This is a genomic window from Nocardioides sp. 31GB23 (assembly GCF_040012395.1).
In the GTDB taxonomy this organism is placed as follows: Bacteria; Actinomycetota; Actinomycetes; order Propionibacteriales; family Nocardioidaceae; genus Nocardioides; species Nocardioides salarius.
This window is the reverse complement of sequence record NZ_JBDYKJ010000131.1, coordinates 1-3085: the sequence shown is the minus strand read 5'-3', so window position 1 is coordinate 3085 and position 3085 is coordinate 1. Positions and strand designations below refer to the sequence as shown.

Genomic DNA, 3085 nt, shown 5'->3' with positions numbered 1-3085 from the left:
TGACGTGCTTGGTCGCGAGGTTGGGGCAGGTGGTCGTGGCGGTGGCGAGGTGCTTGGCGAGGCGGTGCTCGAGGGCGTCACGCGACAGTGGCCATCCTTGGGGACCGCAGAACAGGGCCGTGCCGAGACGTGTGGCTCGTTCGGCGAGGTAGGCCTGCATGATGCCCAGGGTGGCTCGGGTCAACGGGGTGATGCGTTGGCGTCGTCCCTTGCCGGTGCAGGCGACGTGGGGGCCTGTGCCGAGGTGGATGTCGGCACGGGTCAGCGAACGGATCTCGCTGATTCGAAGCCCGGTCTGGACGGTGAGGGCCAGCAGGGCGTGGTCGCGTCGACCGGTCCAGGTGTTGGGGTCGGGCGCGGCGAGGAGTGCGTCGACCTCGGTGGTGGTGAGGAACTCGATGACGGGTCTGATGGTGCGCTTGGGTGGGATGGCGAGGACCTGGGTGATGGTGGCGGCGTGTTCGGGATGGTCCGGAAGGGCTCGGCCGAGCACGGAACGGATCGCGGTCAACCGAGCGTTGCGGGTCCTGGCGGCGTTGCCGCGTTCGTGCTCAAGTTGGTCGAGGAACCCGGACACGTTGGCGGCGGTGATGGCGTCGAAGTCGAGGGAGTCCGCGGGGACCCCCAACGTGGAGGCCAGGTGCTTGAGCAGCAGCCGCCAGGTGTCGCGGTAGGAGGCGATCGTGTGGGCGGACAAGTCGCGCTGATCGTGGGCGAAGGTGGTGAAGTAGGTCTGCAGGCTGGTGGCCAGGGCGTTCATGAGGGGTCTCCTTCGGGGTCGTGCTCGAGCAGGCCGGCGGCGCGGGCCATGAGCTCCCCGGTCGCGGTCAGATACCAGTAGGTGTGGGCGGCGTCGGAGTGCCCCAGCCAGGTGGCCAGCAGCGTGAGCACTCGTTCGGGGTCGCCGTGGTAGGCGTAGGCGGTGGTCATGTGCGCAGTGGCGAAGGTGTGCCTCAGGTCGTGCAGGCGGGGGCGTGCCCTTCCGCGCGGGGTGAGCCCGGCGGCCTCGCGAACCCGTTTGAACCGCGCCTGGAACGGTCCGTAGGCGTAGCTGGTTCCCTTGGAGGTCACGAAGACCGGACCGTGGGGGTCGGGGTGGGTGGCTGTTCGGGCAGGCAGGGCGATGTATTGCAGCAGGGCGGCCGTGGTCGTCGGGTGGATCGGGACCAGCCGTTCTGCTGACTTCGCTTCCTGGATTACCAGCAGGTCGTGGGCGGTGTCGATGTCGTCGACACGCAGGCGCAGGGCCTCGCCGATCCGCAGCCCCGTCGCAGCGAGCAGCCCGATAACGGTGCGCACGGTCGCGGCGATCCGCTCGTCGGTGAACGTCGTGTCGCAGGCGGCGAGCAAGGCGTCGATGTCGGCTTGGCTATAGATGAAGGGAACCGCCCGCGGCTTCCTGGCTGGCAGCAAACCGCTGGGGATCGCCGGGACGTCGACGCCGCTGGCGTTGAGGTGGTTGGCGAAGCGGCGGACCAGCGACAGCCGGGTGGCCCACCATGATGGATGCGCGTCGGGGTTGAGCCGCGCCCACCTCACGGCGTCGTCGATGGTGAAGGTCTGTGTCTGGCCGCGTGCCTCGAGCCAGGCGAGGAACAGGCCGACCTGCCGTTCGACGTCGTCGAGCTGGAACCCCAGGGCCCGTCGCATCGCCAGGTACTCATCCAGCCACTCGCGCAGCGTCGTCGGCGTCGTCGGTGTCGTCATCGCGGGACCTGTCCGAACGGCACGACCAGCTCACGCAGCGAGGCGAGGTCGACTTTCGCGTAGGCCATCGTGGTGGCGGCGTGGACGTGGCCCAGCAGCTCCTTCGCTTCGGTCAGGGAACCGCCCGAGGCCAGCACGCTCATCGCGGCGGTATGCCTGAGCCGGTGCGCGTAGATCGGGTCGATCCCCGCCAGGCCCGACAGCCGGGCGATGACGCCAGAGATCCCCGAGGTCGTCATCGCCTGGCGAGGCGCCTTCATCCGCACGAACACCGCCCTGTCCAGGGCAGGAGGCCGGTGCCGCAGCCACGCCTCCAACGCCTGGCCCACGTCGACAGGGAGCGGGAGCACGTGCTCGCGGCCCTTGCCGGTGACTTTGAACTGGCCGGTGGCCCAGTCGATATCGTTGAGCCTCAAGCCCGCTGCCTCACCAGCGCGCAGGCCCAGCCTCACCAGGACCAGGACGAGCGCCCGGTCCCTGGTCCCGATCGCCGTGGCGGGATCGCACGCCCCCAACAGTGCAGCGACCTGGTCGGCGCTCACGCCACGCGGCAAGGAACGCTTCGTTCCTGGGGGCTTCAGGATGCCAGGAGCAAGATCCCGGTCGATACGACCGGTGCTCAGCGCCCACCGCAGTAGGCACCGGACAGCGGTCACGATGTGCGCACGTGCGACAGCCCCGTAGCCACGTCCGCGCTCGGCGACGTAGGCGTTCACGAGGGGGACTTCAAGCCGACGCCATTCCAGGGCCCCGCCGTCGGTGGTCAGCGCGTCCAGGAGGCCGGCTGCGTAATGGACGCGGGCCGCGATGGTCTGCTCGGTCAGGCCGCCTTGGTCGCGCATCCAACCACGCCACTGCGCCACTGCAGCCGCAGCCGGCGTCGGGTGGCAGTCCTCGACCACCACAGAGCCCAGGTATCCGCTCGCCACAAGGAACCTGCGCATCGTCCCTCGGGCCCTCATCGCGGTGACGCAGACGACGTCCCTCGCGCGCTCCTCCTCCACGAACCTGGCGAGGAGCTCCTCCTCGATGTCCTCGACACCGGCACCGACCGTTCGCATCCACAAGCTGAGTCGGCCCAGCGCGTTCAGCACCCCGGCCGCCGAGCCCGGGGAGTAACCCTTGATGCTCAACCAGGCCGAGCACTCGCCCAGCACCGTCGGTGCCAAGGGGCCCACCGGAACCCGAGGAACCCGATCCGGGTACGACCGGGCTATCGCAGATCTCTTCGTCACGAACCACACCTCCAGACAGACACCCCGTGTCTGAAAGCAATGGCCACGACTACGCGACTATGCCGACCTTCCGAACCTCAGCATCACCGTTGACCTGCGCGACCGCTGAAATGGTCGGCATAGTTCCAAGGTCGGCATAGGAC

The 3085-nt window shown here is 68.8% G+C and carries 3 protein-coding genes; all 3 read right to left on the bottom strand.

Annotation, left to right across the window (positions count from 1 at the left end):
• The coding region (locus tag ABKW28_RS22660; protein ID WP_348613519.1) for a tyrosine-type recombinase/integrase at positions 1-760 on the bottom strand (760 nt) is incomplete at its 3' end.
• Positions 757-1707, bottom strand: a complete 951-nt coding sequence (locus ABKW28_RS22655) for a tyrosine-type recombinase/integrase (protein ID WP_056680693.1) — start codon at positions 1705-1707, stop codon at positions 757-759. The genes ABKW28_RS22660 and ABKW28_RS22655, both read right to left, overlap by 4 nt.
• The gene (locus ABKW28_RS22650) at positions 1704-2885 is read right to left on the bottom strand and encodes a tyrosine-type recombinase/integrase (RefSeq protein ID WP_235532554.1); all 1182 of its coding nucleotides are present in this window, start codon (positions 2883-2885) and stop codon (positions 1704-1706) included. Before ABKW28_RS22650 ends, ABKW28_RS22655 begins: the two co-directional genes overlap by 4 nt.
• Positions 2886-3085: the final 200 nt, after the last annotated feature.